The 18782-nt window shown below is 39.0% G+C and carries 16 protein-coding genes; 13 read left to right on the top strand and 3 right to left on the bottom strand.

What is annotated here, in order from left to right; genetic code table 11:
• Nucleotides 1–41: 41 nt before the first annotated feature.
• From QUE09_RS12525 to QUE09_RS12515, 3 genes are read left to right on the top strand one after another with little or no spacing between them, the layout of a single operon-like run.
• On the top strand, nt 42–593 hold the full coding sequence (locus tag QUE09_RS12525) for an elongation factor P hydroxylase (protein WP_286233097.1): 552 nt from the start codon (nt 42–44) through the stop codon (nt 591–593).
• Entirely contained in the window at nt 586–1710 is a 1125-nt protein-coding gene (locus QUE09_RS12520) for an ATP-NAD kinase family protein (protein ID WP_286233096.1), read from the top strand. Before QUE09_RS12525 ends, QUE09_RS12520 begins: the two co-directional genes overlap by 8 nt.
• A 13-nt stretch (nt 1711–1723) precedes the next feature.
• Nucleotides 1724–1996, top strand: coding sequence for a YfcL family protein (locus tag QUE09_RS12515; RefSeq protein ID WP_286233095.1), 273 nt, complete (start codon nt 1724–1726; stop codon nt 1994–1996).
• Nucleotides 1997–2009: 13 nt separating this feature from the next.
• Here QUE09_RS12515 and mnmC read toward each other — a convergent pair whose 3' ends face one another.
• Nucleotides 2010–3992, bottom strand: a complete 1983-nt coding sequence (gene mnmC, locus QUE09_RS12510; protein ID WP_286233094.1) for a bifunctional tRNA (5-methylaminomethyl-2-thiouridine)(34)-methyltransferase MnmC2/FAD-dependent 5-carboxymethylaminomethyl-2-thiouridine(34) oxidoreductase MnmC1 — start codon at nt 3990–3992, stop codon at nt 2010–2012.
• A gap of 171 nt (nt 3993–4163) precedes the next feature.
• On the opposite strand from mnmC, the gene fabB reads away from it, so the two are divergent.
• The 4 genes from fabB (at nt 4164) to QUE09_RS12490 (ending at nt 11195) form a co-directional block, all read left to right on the top strand.
• A complete protein-coding gene (fabB, locus tag QUE09_RS12505; RefSeq protein WP_286233093.1) occupies nt 4164–5375 on the top strand; it encodes a beta-ketoacyl-ACP synthase I in 1212 nt (403 codons plus the stop codon).
• A gap of 66 nt (nt 5376–5441) precedes the next feature.
• Nucleotides 5442–6557, top strand: coding sequence for a 4-phosphoerythronate dehydrogenase (locus QUE09_RS12500; protein WP_286233092.1), 1116 nt, complete (start codon nt 5442–5444; stop codon nt 6555–6557).
• Nucleotides 6558–6585: 28 nt separating this feature from the next.
• The gene (locus QUE09_RS12495) at nt 6586–7605 is read left to right on the top strand and encodes an aspartate-semialdehyde dehydrogenase (protein ID WP_286233091.1); all 1020 of its coding nucleotides are present in this window, start codon (nt 6586–6588) and stop codon (nt 7603–7605) included.
• 200 nt (nt 7606–7805) lie between these two features.
• Complete coding sequence (locus tag QUE09_RS12490) at nt 7806–11195, top strand: FimV/HubP family polar landmark protein (protein ID WP_286233090.1); 3390 nt, start codon at nt 7806–7808, stop codon at nt 11193–11195.
• 194 nt (nt 11196–11389) lie between these two features.
• On the opposite strand, the gene QUE09_RS12485 is transcribed toward QUE09_RS12490, so the two are convergent.
• Nucleotides 11390–11935 (bottom strand): hypothetical protein, encoded by a 546-nt coding sequence (locus tag QUE09_RS12485; RefSeq protein WP_286233089.1) that lies wholly within the window; start codon nt 11933–11935, stop codon nt 11390–11392.
• A gap of 329 nt (nt 11936–12264) precedes the next feature.
• Here QUE09_RS12485 and truA point away from each other — a divergent pair, with 329 nt between their 5' ends.
• The 6 genes from truA (at nt 12265) to purF (ending at nt 18010) form a co-directional block, all read left to right on the top strand.
• On the top strand, nt 12265–13047 hold the full coding sequence (gene truA / locus QUE09_RS12480) for a tRNA pseudouridine(38-40) synthase TruA (RefSeq protein ID WP_286233088.1): 783 nt from the start codon (nt 12265–12267) through the stop codon (nt 13045–13047).
• Between the two features lie 146 nt (nt 13048–13193).
• Nucleotides 13194–14051, top strand: coding sequence for an acetyl-CoA carboxylase, carboxyltransferase subunit beta (gene accD / locus QUE09_RS12475; protein WP_286233087.1), 858 nt, complete (start codon nt 13194–13196; stop codon nt 14049–14051).
• A gap of 7 nt (nt 14052–14058) precedes the next feature.
• On the top strand, nt 14059–15318 hold the full coding sequence (folC, locus tag QUE09_RS12470; RefSeq protein ID WP_286233086.1) for a bifunctional tetrahydrofolate synthase/dihydrofolate synthase: 1260 nt from the start codon (nt 14059–14061) through the stop codon (nt 15316–15318).
• Between the two features lies 1 nt (nt 15319).
• Nucleotides 15320–15919, top strand: coding sequence for an SPOR domain-containing protein (locus tag QUE09_RS12465; protein ID WP_286233085.1), 600 nt, complete (start codon nt 15320–15322; stop codon nt 15917–15919).
• Between the two features lie 69 nt (nt 15920–15988).
• Nucleotides 15989–16477, top strand: coding sequence for a CvpA family protein (locus tag QUE09_RS12460; RefSeq protein ID WP_286233084.1), 489 nt, complete (start codon nt 15989–15991; stop codon nt 16475–16477).
• Nucleotides 16478–16495: 18 nt separating this feature from the next.
• Nucleotides 16496–18010 (top strand): amidophosphoribosyltransferase, encoded by a 1515-nt coding sequence (gene purF / locus QUE09_RS12455; RefSeq protein WP_286233083.1) that lies wholly within the window; start codon nt 16496–16498, stop codon nt 18008–18010.
• A 100-nt stretch (nt 18011–18110) separates the two neighbouring features.
• Here purF and QUE09_RS12450 read toward each other — a convergent pair whose 3' ends face one another.
• A complete protein-coding gene (locus QUE09_RS12450; RefSeq protein ID WP_286233082.1) occupies nt 18111–18710 on the bottom strand; it encodes a Yip1 family protein in 600 nt (199 codons plus the stop codon).
• Between the last annotated feature and the right edge of the window lie 72 nt (nt 18711–18782).

The following is an 18782-nucleotide window of genomic DNA, read 5'->3' as shown; positions in this document are numbered from 1 at the left end:
TTTCGTTAGAATACGCGAAAATTGTTCAGTAAGCCGGACAAATGCAACACAACTATCAAGATCTCATCGCGATTTTCGAACATACCTTTTTTGAGCGATATAATACCCGCCTTGTTAAAGGCGGCAATGAACCTATTTATTTACCAGCTGATGATTCATTAAACTATCATCGAATCATCTTTGCACATGGATATTTTACCAGTGCACTGCATGAAGTTGCGCATTGGTGTATTGCCGGTCGACAACGAAGATTGTTAGAAGATTTTGGTTATTGGTATCACCCCGATGGTCGAACAAAATGTGAACAGAAGCAGTTTGAAAGTGTAGAGGTAAAACCACAGGCTATAGAGTGGGCATTTTGTATTGCGGCCGGTATACGGTTTAATGTTTCTACAGATAATTTAAATGGGGAAGAACCTGATACTGTTGCGTTTCGCTTAGCGGTATATCAGCAAGTTAAAGCATATTTGTCTGTTGGTTTTCCTAAAAGGGCGCAGCAATTTATACAGGCGCTTGCTCAGTTTTATCATCACCCATTACCTCTATCATTAGAGCATTTTGAATTAGACAGTGAGTTATACGCTAATGTTTAAATTAGGCTTAATTATTAATCCTATTGCCGGAATTGGCGGTAGTGTGGCATTTAAAGGAAGTGATGGACATGGCGTTGCAGAGCAAGCGATTTCACTTGGCGCTAAGCCCATGGCAAATATACGTGCAGAACAAGCGCTAAAAGTGTTACTACCTTATAAAGACTCAATAGAAGTGTATACGGTTAAGGGTGATATGGGTGAAAACCTGGTTGAATCACTTGGTTTTCATTATTGCGTGATCCATCAAACTGAAAGTGCAACAACGACGTTTGAAGATACTGAATGTGCAGCTAAGAAAATGTGTGATACTGATGTTGATTTGTTGTTATTTGCGGGGGGGGATGGCACAGCTAGAAATATTTCACATCAAGTTGGCGATCACTTTCCTGTCTTAGGTATTCCTGCTGGTTGTAAAATTCACTCTGGTGTTTATGCCGTTACGCCGACCGCAGCAGGGCGAATAGTTGAGCTGATGGTAACTAATCAATTGGTCACATTAACGGAAGCTGATGTCATGGATATTGATGAATCTCTATTTAGAGAAGGTGTCGTTAAAGCTAAGCGTTATGGTGAAATGCAGGTGCCAGCTGAATTGAGGTACGTTCAAGCGACAAAGTCTGGTGGTAAAGAGTCTGATGAACTTGTTCTGCAGGATATCGCTGCACATGTTATCGATAATATGGACTCGGAATTGTTTATTATTGGTTCGGGATCTACGACCGCTTATTTAATGGAAGAGTTAGGTTTACCTAATACGTTATTAGGAGTTGATGTTGTTCAAGAACAACAACTGTTAAAAAGTGATGTAACTGAATCCCAACTCTGGAATTATGTTCAAGAAAATGTAGGGAACGTTAAACTTGTTATTACGTTAATTGGTGGTCAAGGGCATATTTTTGGCCGAGGGAATCAACAGCTAAGCCCACGTATTATTCGTGCGGTGGGTAAAGAAAATATTGTTATAATCGCGACCAAGTCAAAATTAACTGCATTGGATTCGCGGCCTCTTATTGCAGATACTGGTGATGCATCTTTAGATCATGCCTTGTCTGGATTTATGCCTGTAGTAACTGGTTACAATGATCAGGTTTATTACCCCGTTTCAAGTCCACAATAAGTAGAGAGTATTTGTGAAAATAAAAAATTTAACTGATCTGTATCAATACTTTGATCAACTTGCAGAGCAAGATGCAACGAGCGATGATTTATTTGCTTCCAGCTATATTAGAGGTTTTATTTCATTATCTGCCAGTGAATTTGGTGATGAAAGCCAAGAAATTTCATCTGCACTCATTGAGCATGTTAGCGCGAGTATGCATGCGTCGAAAAAAGAGCTTTCGCCGGATGATCGCCAAATCGTTAAAGAGTATTGGCAAACGTTGGTCTCGAAAATAGCGCCATAACAGAGGCAGTCGGTTAGAGCGCTATTTTTCGTTTAATAATATCACGTATTACAAACCTATTGCTTGATAAACTAAAAAGCATTTGATTATTGACTGGGTATGGTGTGCCGCATATATCTGCAGTTAATATTTCAGCAAGCAGTGGCGAAGAACATATACCTCTAGCACCCAATCCTGTCATAACATATAAGTTTTCTAAAAACGGTGCAGGTGTTTGATAGCGCCAATTTTTGTCTTTTGCTAAATGTGAAAATAGCGCAGGGTATAACGTTACATCAGCCATTGGTCCTGCAATTGGCAAGTGATCGGGCGTCATGCATCTAATTCTTGCTTTACTCGCTTTAATATCTTTAGTTTGCCAACCAAATTGTGTACCCATCGCTTCATTCAACATCGATAGGTTGTATTGATCTGCCTGCTCGTCTGTTTCTATTGATGTGTTATTTTTATCAAACGTAGCGCCAATACAATGCATATTACTATCTGCAGGCGTTAAATAGCCTTTATGACAAATAACTGTTGAGAGTGGGTTAACCTCTGGGTTAGATGATAATACACTTACTTGACCTTTGACTGGTTGTAGTGGCAAGTCTGCGAGCGACTTTAACTTAATCGAATCAGCACCAGCGGCAATAACTACGTTAGACGCATATAGCTTGCCTTTATTGCTGTTTAATTGCCATTTTCCGCGTTCTAATTGAACTAACTGTTCGATATCAACGTTTAATTTTACTTTTAATAATCCAGTATTCTGCAATAGTTTAAAAATTTCTTGAGTGGCACTTTGGGGGGCAAGCCATCCAGCGTCGGGAATAAATAGGCCACCATTTTTTAAACCGAGCCCCGACTTTTGGCTAGCCTCTTGAGCATTTAAACTTTGAATGAGGCTAGTAGGCCAGTTTTCCGATGCAACAATACCTTGCTGCCGTTTTCGTAATTTATCATTAAATGAGAGCTCCAGTAACCCACACCAGTCATACGAAAACAGAGCACCCTTATTTATAATTGACTGATAAAAATGGCGTGCATGTTGAAGTGCTTGTTGATAAAAAACACTTAGTTCATCACGTTTTTGGTGTATTAAAGGGTACAAAGCACCGATGTTATTGCTTGAAGCTCCTTGTGCTAGCTGCTCATCTTTGCAATATAACGTTACCTTTATACCCTGTTGAATTAAGTTAAAAGCTAGGCATGCGCTTGCAATACCGCCACCTATAATAGAAACGTGTTGTGGTTTAGTGCGTAGAGGTCTTAATTGGTAACTTTTACCTAAGCGCGTACTTTGCTGAAATTTTCCTACTAGTATTTCTTTTTTCTTTCCGCCCGACGCAATACGTTTGATACGAAACCCGTTTTCTATTAACCCTCTTCTTACGATACCTGCAACCGTGAAAGTTGCTACGCTTGCTTCTGGTCTAGATAAGCGGCCCATTTCCTGAAATAAATCATCTCTCCACATTTCAGGGTTTTTAGTTGGTGAAAATCCATCTAAATACCAAACATCAATTAATCCGAGTTTTTGGCATGTTAATGTTTTGAAGCTTTTTACTGCATCGCCTAGCATTATCGACAGGGTAATTTTCCCATCAAAAAACGATAAGGTTGTGTTATTACAAAGCTCGGTTGGGTATTGCTCGATGAGCAGTTCACTCCATGAAGCTAGGCGAGGTAAACATGCCAAAGACTTCTTTAATTGTAGTAGCGTTAACGGGTACTTTTCGGTCGTAATAAAATGAATCTTAGGTAACAGGTGAGACGCTTTTAACTCAGCATAGAGTTTCATGGTTAGCAGAAAATTAAGCCCAGTGCCAAACCCCGTTTCCCCAATGGTTACGGTGTCCTGTTCATTTAGCAGTGTATCTTTAAGTTGATTACCTTCAATAAAGACTTGTTCGCTTTGTAGGTATCCAGTTCCAGTATCAAAATAGATATCATCAAAATGTTCGTTATAGGGTGAACCATCATTTTGAAAGTGGATTTTATTCTTGTTTCTCACGTTAATTTTACTGTAATTTTATTGGCATACGCGTTATATTTTACCTTTACTTTAGGGCTTTTGTCATGATTTGAAAAAATTCAGTGTACAAGTGTACGCTGGACAGACCAGTTTAATAGTAAAAAGTCTGTATCATACGCCCGAATTTCTAAATTTAAGATGGTTATTTAAATGAAACGTGTAGTGATCACCGGATTAGGTATCGTATCGAGTATTGGTAATAATGCTGAAGAAGTGACAGCGTCTTTAAAGGCGGGTCGTTCAGGCATTACTAAATCAGAGAGCTTTGAAGAACAAGGTTTACGCAGCCAAGTTTGGGGTAACCCAACTTTAAACGCTAAAGATCATATTGACCGTAAAGCATTTCGTTTTATGGGAGATGCTGCAGGTTACGCCTATGTAGCAATGCAAGAAGCAATTGACGACGCAAAACTAACAGAAGAACAAGTCTCTAATTTTCGTACAGGTATTGTAGCAGGTTCTGGTGGCGCATCTTCGGCAAATATTGTTACTGCAGTAGACACGATTCGTGAACGAGGTGTTAAGCGCGTTGGTCCATATGCTGTGCCAAAAACAATGGGAAGTACTTGTTCTGCTTGCTTAGCAACGCCTTTTAAAATTAAAGGGGTTAACTATTCAATTAGTTCAGCGTGTGCAACTTCTGCTCATTGTATTGGTAATGCAGCAGAGCTCATTCAACTAGGCAAGCAAGATATTGTATTTGCAGGTGGTGGTGAAGAAGTTGATTGGTCATTAGCCATGATGTTTGATGCTATGGGGGCGTTATCAACAAAATATAACGACACACCAGATAAAGCATCACGTACTTACGATGCTGATCGCGATGGTTTTGTTATCTCTGGCGGCGGCGGTATGGTTGTTGTTGAAGAGTTAGAGCACGCGTTAGCACGTGGCGCACATATTTATGCTGAAATAGTTGGTTATGGTGCAACTTCCGACGGTTATGACATGGTCGCGCCGAGTGGTGAAGGTGCAGTACGTTGTATGCAACAAGCGATGCATGGTGTTGAGGGTGATGTGGATTATTTAAATACTCACGGTACATCAACACCTGTAGGTGATGTCAAAGAACTTGGTGCAATACAAGAATTGTTTGGTGAAAAGTCACCGGCAATTAGCGCAACTAAAGCAATGACTGGGCATGCCTTAGGTGCAGCAGGTGTTCATGAAGCCATTTATACTTTGTTAATGATGGAAAATAACTTTATTGCTCCTTCGATTAACGTAGAAACACTTGATGAACAAGCACAAGGTTTAGATATTGTTACTGAGACTCGCCAACAAGAGATTAACCTAGCAATGTCGAATAGCTTTGGTTTTGGCGGCACAAACGCAACCTTATTAATGAAGAAATATAAATAGTTCTAATAACGGTTCAGATAAAAAGCCGTTAACGTGAGTTAGCGGCTTTTTCTTTATATATTGCTTATGAAAATTTATTACGATGAAAACATGCCATATGCAGCTGATTTTTTTGGTGAGTTTGGTCAGTTAAAGCCCTTTAATGGCAGAGCACTAAAGGCTGATACATTGGTTGATGCTGATGTATTATTAGTGAGATCTATCACTGATGTGAACCACGACTTGTTGCAAAACAGTCCTAATATATCTTTTATTGGCACAGCGACGATAGGTGTCGATCACATAGATCAAGCTTATTTACAAAGCCAAAATATTGCCTTTAGTTCAGCACCAGGCTGCAATGCGATATCTGTTGCAGAATATGTATTATCAGCGTTAGTTGTATTAGCTGAGCGTTATTGTTTTTCAATATTTGATAGAACTGTTGGTATTGTTGGTGCGGGTAATACAGGAAGCCGACTGAGTGAAAAGCTAACGGCACTAGGTATTAAGCATAAATTATATGATCCGATTTTGGCAGCAAGTGAAACTGACTCACGCGAATTTTCTAGCTTTGAAGATATTCTGAATTGCGACGTGATATCTTTACATGTACCCAAAACAATGTCCGGTGAATGCCCAACTTATCATATGTTTGATAGTGCGGTATTGGCTAGATTGACTGACAGTCAAATATTAATCAATGCATGTCGTGGAGAAGTTATTGATAATAAAGCGTTATTAGCATTAAAGAATGCCGGAATGGCAACTAAACTTGTATTAGACGTTTGGGAAGATGAACCGGACATAGAGCAAGCACTTATCCCTTTTTGTGAAATAGCGACAGCGCATATAGCTGGTTATAGCTTAGAAGGAAAAGCTCGTGGCACAGAAATGCTTTATTTGGCACTATGTGAGCAATTAAATAAAACGCCCAATCAATCACTTGCTAGCTTGTTACCTAAATCAACAATCGGTAAGATGGAGCTGCATGGTAAACTAAATCAAGTGTTGTTAAATCAAGTGGTAAAGATGGTTTATGATGTTAGACGAGATGATGGTATTTTTCGTCAACAAGTTTGCAATCATGGCTTTGATTTTATAAGAAAAACTTACCCAGCTCGCAGGGAATTTTCGGCAACAGAAGTGAAGATGAGTGATAAACAAGCAGAAGCCCAAGTGAAACAACTTGGTTTTAGTTAAGAATAAACAGAGGAGAAGAGAGTAAGCTATGGCACAGAAATTTGATGTATGCGTATTAGGTGCGACAGGGTTAGTAGGCAAAACAATTATTGAGTTATTAGAGCAACGTGATTTTCCTGTAAACAAACTTTACCCATTAGCAAGTGCTCGTTCAGCGGGTGGATTTGTAGAGTTTAACGGTGAAAGTATCGAAGTAATTGATGCCGATACCTTTGATTTCAGCCAAGCTCAAATCGGCTTTTTTTCAGCTGGTGGTTCTGTTTCCGCTAAATTTGCTCCAATCGCTGGTGAAGCAGGATGTATAGTAATCGATAATACATCAGAGTTTCGTTATGAAGATGATATTCCATTGATCGTACCAGAAGTAAATCCTGATGCATTAGCTGACTATCGTAATCGCAATATTATCGCTAATCCTAACTGTTCAACTATTCAAATGATGGTTGCCCTTAAGCCAATTCACCAAGCCGTTGGTATTGAACGTATTAATGTTTGTACTTATCAATCAGTTTCGGGAGCAGGTAAGGAAGCCATGGATGAGTTAGCAAAACAATGTGCTGATTTGTTAAGTGGCAAACCAATTGAACCGAAGGCGTTTTCACGTCAAATTGCATTCAATGTTATTCCACAAATTGATGTATTCCAAGACAATGGTTATACGAAAGAAGAAATGAAGATGGTGTGGGAAACAAATAAAATTTTGGGTGATGACACTATTCGTGTTAACCCTACAGCTGTGCGTGTGCCAGTATTTTTTGGGCATGCAGAAGCGATCCACATTGAAACACGAGAGCAAATATCGGCAGAAGCAGTTAAAGAATTGTTAGCGTCAGCTGAAGGTGTTGAAGTTTGTGATAAAGATGAAGACTTTCCAACACAAATAGGTGAAGCAAGCGGCGTAGATGCGACATTTGTTGGCCGCATCCGTGAAGATATTAGCCACCCTAATGGTATAAACCTTTGGGTAGTGGCAGATAATGTTCGTAAAGGTGCTGCAACGAATAGTATTCAAATTGCAGAATTACTCGTGAAAGAACATTTAAGCTAAGCTTAAGATTTATTAAAGAAAAATAAAAACTCGTCGTTATAGTTAACGACGAGTTTTTTTGTTATAAAAAGGGATGTAAAAACATATCATCCAACTAGGCAATGGTTTAAAATCCGTATTGGAATAAATTTTGCTTTGTATTTTAATTAGTTGGAAGCGCCAAACATTTGGCAAACAATAACAATAGCTAGGAAATCTTAATGCAACGATTATTACGCCTGTGCCTGTGGCAGGTAATCTTGGTAAGCATTAGCTCAATGAGCATGCCATCTTTTGCTGAAGAAGAGGGCGGTATTCGCATTCGTGGACCAAAAAGTACCGACACTTATCGCTATGAACAATATGGCCCAATAACGTCAAAAGATACCTTGTGGAATATTGCATTAACAGTACGCCCTGATCCTAGTTATTCCGTTTATCAAGTTATGCAAGCGCTATATGAAAAAAACCCTCAGGCTTTTAAAGATCGTAATTTAAATCATATGATTGATGGGCAATATCTACAATTGCCATCAGTCGAAGAAATTGCACGTATTAACCCTACTGTTGCTAAACAGAAATCTGAACAAGATGACTCAGCTTGGGATAAAAAAGTAACTGCGCCACCTAAAGTTGTAAAACCAACGGAGCAATCGGTTAAGAAAAAAGATTTAGATCAAGCGAAAAGTGAAATTAACGATCAGTTACAAACTTACGAAAAATCTCAACAACTACGTTTAGAAACGATTCAAAATGATGTGCTTGATTCCATTGATGGACTACAAGCGATCCTTAGAGAAAACGAACAACTCAAACAAAAGCTAAATAGTTTTACTGATCAACTTAGTAGCATGAAAGAAGAAGTGGCGAAAAGTAAAGACGTAGAAGTTCAGCAGCAACAAACTATTACGCTACTACAAACTTTGTTAGCCAAAGTTGAAGCGGAAGAACAAGCAAGATTGCAAGCACAGCAAGCGTTAGAAGAAGCCAATGCTAGTTTTATTAATAGTCCTTGGTTTTTAGCATTAGGTTTGGGACTGCCTATCGCGTTAATTGGAGGCTTAGCATTTTTCTTCTTACGTAAAAAACAACAAAAGCAACCAGCTAAAGCTGCTGTTGAAGAACAAGCAGCAGCACCTGTAAAAGAAGCTGTAAACGACCAATCTGAAGCAACTTCGGATGACGAATTATCATTAGATAGTGAGTTGTCACTTGACGATGAATTGTCTTTAGACGATGAGTTGTCGCTTGATGATGAATTATCGATTGACTTGTCAGAAGGTGAAACGAGTTCAGATGACGATGCGTTATTTAATGATGATTTAGAGCCACTAAGTGAAGAGTTACTTGATGATGACGTTATTCACCTCGATGATAGTCTTGATGATTTAGACGATCTTGGCGACTTAGATGATTTAGAAGAGATTTCGCTCGAAGAGAGCGAAGATGAGCCTGAAACATTGGAAGGTAATGAATTAGACCAAGGTGATTTAGATTCTTTACTTGCCAATTTAGATGACGATGAAAGCGAAGTAGAAGAAAGCGACAGCAATTCTGTTGATGAAGGTGACAATAACGCAATTGATTCCGATGAAGAAATTGTTGAAATATCAGAAGACATTGAGCTTAGTGATCCAGATGATATCGATGCATTAATGGATTCAATGGCAACGGAACCAGCGTCAGAAAGCCAAGAAACAGCGCAAGCAAATGAAGCATCCGTTGACGATTCATCTGCAGAATTAAGCGATCCTGATGATATTGATGCGTTAATGGACTCAATGGCAGCTGCACCTGAATCAGAAAGTACAGAGCCAGAAAAAACCGCACAAGCACCAGAAGAAGACTTACCGGCAGAATTAAGCGACCCAGATGATATTGATGCGTTAATGGACTCAATGGCAGCTACACCTGAATCAGAAAGTTCAGAGCCAGAAAAAGCTGCACAAGCACCAGAAGAAGACTTATCGGCAGAATTAAGCGACCCAGATGATATTGATGCGTTAATGGATTCAATGGCAGCTACATCTGGATCAGAAAGTTCAGAGCCAGAAAAAGCTGCTCAAGCACCAGAAGAAGACTTATCGGCAGAATTAAGCGACCCAGATGATATTGATGCGTTAATGGACTCAATGGCAGCTGCACCTGAATCAGAAAGTACAGAGCCAGAAAAAACCGCACAAGCACCAGAAGAAGACTTATCGGCAGAATTAAGCGACCCAGATGATATTGATGCGTTAATGGACTCAATGGCAGCTACACCTGAATCAGAAAGCACAGAGCCAGAAAAAGCTGCACAAGCACCAGAAGAAGACTTATCGGCAGAATTAAGCGACCCAGATGATATTGATGCCTTAATGGACTCAATGGCAGCTGCACCAGAATCAGAGAGTACAGAGCCAGAAAAAGCTGCACAGGCACAAGAAGAAGACTTGACGGCAGAATTAAGCGACCCAGATGATATTGATGCCTTAATGGATTCAATGGCAGCTACACCTGAATCAGAAAGCACAGCGCCAGAAGAAGAGGAGTCAGCGGAACAAACTAAACTTGATGAACAGGAAACGCAGGAAGAAGATACTAAAGCGCTGATTGATAACTTTTCAGATGAATACGTTGAGTCGTTTTTAACGGTAGATTTAAGTGATCTAGCCGATGAAGCTCAATTAAACGAAGAAACCAGTACGACAAGTAATGTTGAAGTAGATGATATCGATATAGAGGCATTGTTAGCCGAAGAACAATCATCTGCAGAGCAATCAAACCCGCAAGATATAAAAGCCGATGATAACTTGGCGAGTGATGAAGATTTAGATATCGATGATTTACTTGCAGAAGTCGCACAAGATAGTGGTGCTCTGTCCGAAGATGAGCCTTTAGACATAGGTGATGAACTAGATGCGGGAATTGAAAAAGCGGAACAGGTATCAACTGACGAAATCGATGAAGAGCTAGCCGCCGACTTAAATGCTGATTTTGATGAATCAGCACTTTCTGAATTACTTAATGACGAAAGCGAAGGATCAGAAGCAGTTGAAATCACCCCTGATTTTACAGACAGCAACGTACTTGCTGATTTGCTCGCTGATGATGAGCACAAGGAACAACAAGAGACAGTTGAAGCAAAAGAACTCGATGATATAGAAGAACTCGACAATCTAGATTTTGATGAGCTATTGGCTAATATCGAAGAAGAGGGGGCCGAAGTATCAGAAGAAAATAATCTTTCAACGGAAAAAGTCGATACAGAGAATAAGAGTTACGATGTAAGTGCAGAATCAACTAAAGATGTTAACAGCGATGATGACTTTATTTCCGTTGATGACCTTATTTCAGATACTTTGTCAGATGGTAATGAAGAAGATGAACCTTATGACAAAACTAACATTGACGTTGGTTTAGGAGAGTTTCCTGAGTTTACAAACGATATAAATCAAATTGATGTCGACGAAGATGATGATAGTGGCGTTGCAGCAAAACTTGATTTAGCAAAGGTCTATATTGAAATTGGCGATAATGAGAACGCTGAAGTTATTCTACAAGATGTTGTTAAATTAGGCGACGCAGATCAACAATACGAAGCGCAACAGTTATTGGAAAGTTTAGAATAAACGCAACAGGTAAGTATTTGTATAAAGGTTAGTTCGTTGTGCTAATGTGTAAGATGAAATAATGCCGCGTCTTGCGGCATTTTTCTTGTTCGTTCGTAAACCTCTTCCTATGGAAGTGATGATCTTTTATTCGGGGGATTTTTCCGTAAAGCTTAATTTTAACGCTATCAATTGAATTGTTTCCTCTAAATTTTTTAAGTCTCACTTAGCTGTTCTTTACATCTATTCTTTAATACATCTATTCTATGCTTTGCTTCTTCAATACTAAGCTTCATCTTTGCAAGAGTACTATCAACGTCAATTTTTTTAGTTGCTATAAACGCTTGGTTGTCGAATTTAGATACATAGGCTAATTTGCCTTCTTTATTCGATTTGATGGTATAAACAGGCTTTGGAAATTTACACTTACTAAAAAAGCGACTGTTATCTTTTGTCTCTACAAGAAAGATAGTTGTCCAATACTCACCACTAGTTTGTCCCCACAATCCATAGTTTTCTACCCAATGAGTCACAACACCTTCTTCGTAATAATCACTTCTTGTAAAGAAAAAACCATCTGGACTTCTAACTGAGACAAATCTAACGTCCTTTGAATTAGCGTGATAAGCTCCTTCCCAAACACCAGCGACGCTATATGTTTTAGCAATTGAATGTGTTGAAAAAAATGGTGTGAATAGAAATAAATAAAGGCTGTACTTGCTAAATTTTTGAAGTCTAATTGAAAGTTTAAAATTATCCATTCCTTTGCCTGATAATCCTAGATTGAGTATTAATAATAATCAGGTTTTTTAAATCAGTCTATCTTTATAAATGGCGATTATTTAATGCTGTTGATCTTTCGCGTTATTTTTTACAGGAGTTTATTGGTATTTAGACTGGGCATTTCTTTTAGTGTGTGATTTTCTACATGAAAAACCGATAATGACGTATAAATGACAAAAAGTGGTTAGTTCGAAAGACATTTAATCTCGAAAAACCAAAAGGCCCTAAATAGTCCGCTGTATTTTATTCGCAAAATAGTAGATAATCCGCGGCGATTTTGAATTAACATAATGTCGGTTTTTTAAGTATGCGAATTGCACTAGGTATTGAATATGATGGCAGCCAATATTGTGGTTGGCAGCGTCAAAAAAATGTTAGTAGTGTGCAAGAAATGTTGGAAAAAGCATTATCTAATGTCGCTAATGAGCCTATTGAAGTCGTTTGTGCTGGAAGAACTGATACAGGCGTGAGTGCGACAAATCAAGTGGTACATTTTGATACTAATATGATTAGAAAAGATGTTGCCTGGACATTAGGTGTCAATACGAGTCTTCCTTCGGATATCGCCGTTACTTGGGTTAAAACAGTCGATGATTCTTTTCACGCTCGTTTCGGGGCTACCTCTCGTCGATATCGCTATATCATATATAATAATCCATTAAGGCCAGCAGTGTTTTCTCGAGGCTTAACCTTTATTCACTATCCACTCGATGAATCGCTAATGCATCAGGCAGCGCAGATTTTAGTTGGTGAACATGATTTTACCAGTTTTCGCACGGTTCATTGTCAAGCGCCAACTGCGGTTCGCACAATTGAACATTGCAATGTATCAAGACAAGGACAATATGTGATTATTGATGTTAAAGGTAATGCTTTTTTACATCACATGATTCGCAATATTACCGGAAGTTTATTACGCGTTGGTAGGGGGCAAGAACAAGTATCGTGGATAGCAGATGTCTTGGCTGCAAAAAATAGATGTGTTGCAGGTATGACCGCACCGGCTAATGGTTTATACTTTGTCGACGTTACGTATCCGGAAAAATACCAATTACCAGAGCGCCCCATAGGGCCTTTATTATTTGGTTAAAAGTCATAATATACAGGGCAGACCAGTTTTTTATATTCAAACGGCCTTATATTATGCTCTAATTACGGGTTAAACACCGTTTTGACGGTTAGTCGTATAACTGTTTATTATATAAACAAAATTCAAGCATTGATGAAAGTGAAACTATGAGCTGGATTGAAAAGATTCTCCCAAAAGCGAAAACCTCGCAAAAACGCAATATACCTGAAGGGGTATGGGCAAAATGTACTTCTTGTAACGCAATGTTATATAAAGCGGAACTTGAACGTGTTTTGTCTGTTTGTCCTAAGTGTGATCATCACATGCGTATTTCAGCACGTAAGAGAATAGAACATTTTCTAGATGCTGGTGAGCGTATAGAATTAGGTGCTGATTTAGAACCGCAAGATAAATTAAAGTTTAAAGACTCTAAAAAATACAAAGATAGAATTGCTGCAGCCCAAAAAGCGACAGGCGAAAAAGATGCACTTGTTGTTATGAAAGGTGAGCTCCATGGTTTACCAATCGTTGCTGCAGCATTTGAATTTTCATTTTTAGGTGGCTCGATGGCATCTGTTGTCGGTGCTCGTTTTGTGAAAGCTGCTGAATATTGCCTTGAACACGAAATACCATTAGTGTGTTTTTCTGCAAGTGGCGGAGCTCGCATGCAAGAAGCCTTGTTTTCATTGATGCAAATGGCAAAAACAAGTGCAGCGTTAGCTAAAATGCGTGAAAAAGGTTTACCGTATATTTCGGTACTCACTGACCCAACAATGGGTGGAGTATCGGCAAGTTTAGCGATGTTAGGTGATGTAAATGTTGCAGAACCAAAGGCATTAATTGGTTTTGCTGGTCCACGTGTAATTGAACAAACAGTACGTGAAAAATTACCAGAAGGGTTCCAACGCAGTGAATTTTTGCTAGAAAAAGGCGCAATAGACATGATTGTTAATCGTCGAGATATGCGAGATACACTTGCAAGATTGCTTGCTAAGTTCACTCACCAAGAGTTAAGAGCTAGCTAGTTAATCTATGAAAAGCATTGATTTAAGCCACTCTAATCGTTCACTCGATGAGTGGCTTTCTTATATTGAACGTATTCATGCAACTGAAATTGATATGGGATTGCAACGTATCAGTGAAGTCGCCAACAGGTTATCAATTGCCTTTGAAAACTCAACGGTTATTACTGTTGCAGGTACTAACGGTAAAGGTACAACGTGCGCGTTTCTTGAAAACGCATTGTGTGCAGAACATATGTCTGTTGCTGTTTATTCATCACCGCATATTAACCGCTTTAATGAACGTTTACGGATTAATAAACAAGATATTGACGACCAAGCTCTTGTTGCAGGGTTTGAACAGATAGAAGCCTGTAGAGGTGATATATCATTAACATATTATGAATATACAACGTTAGTTGCATTAACGATTTTGCAAGCACAAGCTCCTGAGTACATTATTTTAGAGGTAGGCCTTGGCGGCAGGCTTGATGCAACGAATATTATTGATGCTGATATTGCCGTGATCACGACGGTAGACTTAGATCATCAGGCTTTCTTAGGGAACGATAGAGAGTCAATTGGCTATGAAAAAGCAGGTATAATCAGAAAAGGCAAACCAGTAGTTGTTGGAGATACTAATCCCCCAAAATCAGTATTAGAACATGCAAAAAATACAGAAAGTATACTTTATTGCCGTAATACAGATTTTTCAATTTCAGACGGTACAACTGGTTGGCAATGGATAGGTAAAGGTATTGCGTTACGAGAGTTACCAGAAGGCCATATACCTCGTGATAATATAGCGACAGCGTTACAAGTACTGCAGTTACTGGAATACCCTCTATCGGCAAGTAACATTTCTAAACTTATTAAACAAACGAAAGTCGCAGGTCGAACAGAAGTAATAAGTCGAGAATGCGATATTATGCTGGATGTTGGGCACAACCCATTGGCTGCCCGCTATTTAGCGGATATTGTCGCTAATTATCCTTGTGGAAATGTTTATGCCGTTTTAGGTATGTTAGCAGACAAAGATATTGAAAATACCATCAAGCCATTACTACCGATCGTTAAACAGTGGTTTTTAGCGAGTCTTGATGATGTGCCAAGAGGGGCGAGCAGTGCTGACCTTGCTCAACATTTTCAACAACATAACGTTTTAACTTTTGACAACGTCATAGAGGGCTTTAAAATGGCATCGTCAAACATAAAAAATAATGATCTAATTTTAGTTTTTGGTTCCTTTTTTACGGTTGCCAAAGTTAAAGCATTGTTAGATAGGAGTTAATTTGTCTACACCTTTTCAAAATAGATTAGTTGGAACCGTTATTGTTGCGGCGGTAGCGATTATCTTTTTACCTGACTTACTCGACGGCGAGAAACAAACGTATCAAGAAGAGTTTGAAAAGATACCATTGGCTCCACAAGTAGACTTTAAACCAGAAAGTCAATCGATTGATGCTGAAAAAATTGCGCATTTACCCAAGCAACAAGAAAGTGAAGAAGTTGCCATTGATGATGCTAAACAAGTAGAAGCGCTAAATAAGGAAAGTAATTTACCTGCTGAAGAAAATAACAAGGTAGACGCTGCTCCAGCTAAACCCATTACCAAGGCTGCCGTGTTACCAGAGAAAATAACCGAAGAGCAAGCGTGGGTAATACAATTAGGAAGTTTTCGTCATAAAAAGAACGTTGCAGATCTTTCTCGTAAACTAAAGGCGGCGGGTTATACGGTATTTACGAAACCGATAAAAACGAAAAGTGGTACATTAACCAAAGTATTTATTGGTCCTGAACTCGTAAAGTCGAGTTTAGAGAAAAAGCTCCCAGCACTTAAAGAGTTAACAAAAGTGCAAGGAAAAATTGCCAAGTTTCAGCCAACAAAATAATAAAATGTTAGTGATCTTAGTGCGTGTTCTGGTAGAATGCGCGCCTCTAATCGATGAGACACGTAATTTATGGTTTGGGTAGACTATGCCATTTTGGCAGTCATAGGTATTTCAACACTGATAAGCCTTATTAGAGGGTTTGTTAAAGAAGCAATTTCGTTAGTTGTTTGGATCAGTGCCTTCTTTATAGCCAGTTCTTTTTATCCCAAACTCGCCACACTATTAACAAATATTTCCGATCAAATGCTCCGCAACGGTGCATCTATTGCTATTCTATTTATCACCACCTTAATTTTAGGTGCCATTGTTAATTATGTGATTAGCCAGCTGGTGACCAAAACTGGGCTCTCAGGTACAGATCGTCTGTTAGGTCTAGTGTTTGGCGCATTAAGAGGTGTATTAGTTTGTAGTGCAATCTTATTTTTTATGGATGCGTTTACACCTTCACCATCAAGCGAATGGTGGAAAAGTTCTCTATTGATACCAGAATTTACATTAATCATTGAATGGTTTTTTGAATATCTCAAAGAGTCATCCAGTTTTTTACAGCAAGTTTAAAACATCGGGGAAAACTACATGTGTGGTATAGTTGGCATTGTTGGTAATACACCGGTTGGGCAATCATTATATGATGGCTTAACGGTTCTTCAGCATCGTGGTCAGGACGCTGCAGGTATCGTGACGATTAACGATAATACCTTTAGGCTGAGAAAGGCAAACGGTTTAGTGAAGGACGTATTTCACACTCGTCATATGTTAAGACTTCAAGGCAATATTGGTATTGGCCATATTCGTTATCCAACTGCCGGTACGTCGAGTTCATCAGAAGCTCAACCTTTTTATGCCAATTCTCCTTTTGGTATTTCACTTGCTCATAACGGTAACCTTACCAACGCTGAAGAGCTAAAGGATTGGTTATTTAAAGAAGCACGTCGTCATGTAAACACTACGTCTGACTCTGAATTGTTATTGAATATTCTCGGACATGAGATTCAGCATATTGGTGGTTTAGATTTAACACCTGATGATATTTTCACTGCTGTTGCCAATGTTCATAAACGAGTTAGAGGGGCATACGCTAGTGTAGCGCTTATCATTGGTCATGGTATGGTGGCGTTTCGTGATCCAAAAGGGATTCGTCCTTTAGTCTTTGGTAAACGTGAAACTGAAAAGGGCACAGAGTATATGATCGCATCAGAGTCAGTGGCACTTGATGCTAATGACTTCGAGTTTGTGCGTGATGTCGCACCTGGAGAGGCGATTTTCTTTACTGAAGATGGTCAGCTTCACAGTAAGCAATGTGCAGAAAATCCGAGTTTTAATCCGTGTATTTTTGAATACGTATATTTTGCTCGTCCTGACTCAGCGATTGATAAAATATCAGTCTACGGTTCTCGTGTTGAAATGGGTACTAAACTTGGTGCTAAAATCGCTAAAGAGTGGGCTGATGAAGATATTGATGTTGTGATCCCTATTCCTGAAACATCATGTGATACGGCTTTACAAATAGCGCAAACGTTAGACCTTCCTTATAGACAAGGCTTTGTTAAAAACCGTTATATTGGTCGTACGTTTATTATGCCGGGGCAAGAACAACGTAAAAAGTCGGTTCGTCGTAAGTTGAATGCGATTGGCGCTGAGTTTGCAGGTAAAAATGTACTTTTGGTTGATGACTCTATTGTACGTGGTACTACGTCAGAGCAGATTATTGAAATGGCCCGTGCAGCGGGTGCTAAAAAAGTATATTTCGCTTCGGCCGCACCTGAAATACGCTTTCCTAATGTATATGGTATTGATATGCCTAGTGCAAATGAATTGATTGCTCATGGGCGCGAGTTAGAAGATATTTGTCAACTAATTGGTGCTGATAAGCTTATTTTTCAGTCAATTGAAGATTTAGAAGCTGCAGTTAGAATTGCAAATCCTGACATTAAGAACTTTGAAACGTCAGTTTTTAATGGCCAATACATCACCAACGATATTGATCAAGGTTACTTAGAAAAGCTCGATGCATTACGTAATAACGAAGTAAAAGAACAATCAGATAAAAATGCAGACTCAATAATTGATATGCACAATGAAGGTTCTTAAGTTTGTGTCGTTCTGACAAGAGTTTACACTTTTAGGACCAGACATTTTATATGATGAAAAAGGCACCGCAAGGTGCCTTTTTTGTATGAGGAATATTGTGTTAAACAATATATTCTGAGTTAAAGCCCATGCTAAACATAATGGCACTTATTGCCATTAATGCAACGAGTAACACTAAGCCGCATGTTACTACTGAACTTGAATAAATAAATCCTTTCTCTTCAGGAATGTTCATCATAATAGGAATGCCTGAGTAGAGTAGGTAAACTGAATATGACAATGCTGCTAATCCTGCGATAGTGACAAACCAAAGCACAGGATAAAGCGCCGTTAATCCAACCATTAATAATGGTGTTGCAGTATATGCTGCTAGCTCAAGTGATTGCGTAAAGTCAGGTGTGGCGTCAAAGGTAACCGCCATCCACTGGATCAAATATGCCAAGGCAAACACACCAACAACAATGCCTAAATACATTGCCACTGACATTGCCATAGCACTAGATTCACCTAATTTGATGACAGATCCTGTGCCAATAGACCAGCCAATATGGGCTGCTGCAAAATAGCTGCAAATAGCAGGAATAAGTGCAACTGTTAAGATGTGTACTAGGCTGTAAAGTAAACTCTCGTGACGCTTTTCAATAGTATGCCATTCTTCTTTTGGATGAGCATATAGCCCCCAAATATGATTTAAGATCATAATTATATCCTCTTGCTCTGTCCCCAAAATCGCCTTGTGCGTATTTATAATTTTTATCCGCTAGCGTGTGTG

This window comes from Thalassotalea sediminis, assembly GCF_030295915.1.
GTDB classification, from domain to species: Bacteria; Pseudomonadota; Gammaproteobacteria; order Enterobacterales; family Alteromonadaceae; genus Thalassotalea_C; species Thalassotalea_C sediminis.
Note: the sequence above shows the minus strand (reverse complement) of the source record. Positions and strands in the feature narration are given on the sequence as shown.

Bases quoted from the DNA above. Each gene is read 5' to 3' on its own strand.
- QUE09_RS12485 (WP_286233089.1), bottom strand. From the start codon at position 11,935: ATGGATAATTTTAAACTTTCAATTAGACTTCAAAAATTTAGCAAGTAC.
- folC (WP_286233086.1), top strand. From the start codon at position 14,059: ATGAAAAGCATTGATTTAAGCCACTCTAATCGTTCACTCGATGAGTGG.
- truA (WP_286233088.1), top strand. From the start codon at position 12,265: ATGCGAATTGCACTAGGTATTGAATATGATGGCAGCCAATATTGTGGT.
- fabB (WP_286233093.1), top strand. From the start codon at position 4,164: ATGAAACGTGTAGTGATCACCGGATTAGGTATCGTATCGAGTATTGGT.
- QUE09_RS12450 (WP_286233082.1), bottom strand. From the start codon at position 18,710: ATGATCTTAAATCATATTTGGGGGCTATATGCTCATCCAAAAGAAGAA.
- QUE09_RS12500 (WP_286233092.1), top strand. From the start codon at position 5,442: ATGAAAATTTATTACGATGAAAACATGCCATATGCAGCTGATTTTTTT.
- purF (WP_286233083.1), top strand. From the start codon at position 16,496: ATGTGTGGTATAGTTGGCATTGTTGGTAATACACCGGTTGGGCAATCA.
- QUE09_RS12460 (WP_286233084.1), top strand. From the start codon at position 15,989: ATGGTTTGGGTAGACTATGCCATTTTGGCAGTCATAGGTATTTCAACA.
- QUE09_RS12490 (WP_286233090.1), top strand. From the start codon at position 7,806: ATGCAACGATTATTACGCCTGTGCCTGTGGCAGGTAATCTTGGTAAGC.
- QUE09_RS12495 (WP_286233091.1), top strand. From the start codon at position 6,586: ATGGCACAGAAATTTGATGTATGCGTATTAGGTGCGACAGGGTTAGTA.
- QUE09_RS12520 (WP_286233096.1), top strand. From the start codon at position 586: ATGTTTAAATTAGGCTTAATTATTAATCCTATTGCCGGAATTGGCGGT.
- accD (WP_286233087.1), top strand. From the start codon at position 13,194: ATGAGCTGGATTGAAAAGATTCTCCCAAAAGCGAAAACCTCGCAAAAA.
- QUE09_RS12525 (WP_286233097.1), top strand. From the start codon at position 42: ATGCAACACAACTATCAAGATCTCATCGCGATTTTCGAACATACCTTT.